Annotated in this window: 1 pseudogene; it reads right to left on the bottom strand. The window is 42.6% G+C overall.

Annotation, left to right across the window (positions count from 1 at the left end):
- Window positions 1-441, bottom strand: a pseudogene (locus M3202_RS22100) (DDE-type integrase/transposase/recombinase); the annotation flags it as partial.

The following is a 441-nucleotide window of genomic DNA, read 5'->3' as shown; positions in this document are numbered from 1 at the left end:
CGCCCGTTGCTCGACTATCCATTTTTGAGCTAACTCTATAAGCTTTGTCCAACGAGCTGGCATAGTTGGAAGCCCTTTTAATTCTGGGTTCACGACAGGTACTTTTCCTTCTAGTGATGCGTGTGGCCGAAGAAAATTAAAGTAGGCCACAAATAACGTCACAAAGGATACGGAACCTTGTTTTGAGCCAAACCCATGGGTCGAACGATAGTTGCCTTTAAATGTCCGATTGAGCCGTTCAATGATTTGTTTCAAAGGTCTGTATTCCGTTGAAACAGGGTCTTCATTGGTCAGGCCAATCACCTGCTTCACATCAAAATTAATATCGTGTTGAGCAAAAAAGTGTTGTGCCAGAAGATAGATTGGATTCCCATCTACTACGAATGTTAAGTCCTCTGGAATCTCATTCATCTTCAGTAAGACTTCATCGATCGCACGAAT

The organism is Halalkalibacter oceani, from assembly GCF_023715605.1.
Taxonomy (GTDB): Bacteria; Bacillota; Bacilli; order Bacillales; family Bacillaceae_D; genus Halalkalibacter; species Halalkalibacter oceani.
Note: the sequence above shows the minus strand (reverse complement) of the source record. Positions and strands in the feature narration are given on the sequence as shown.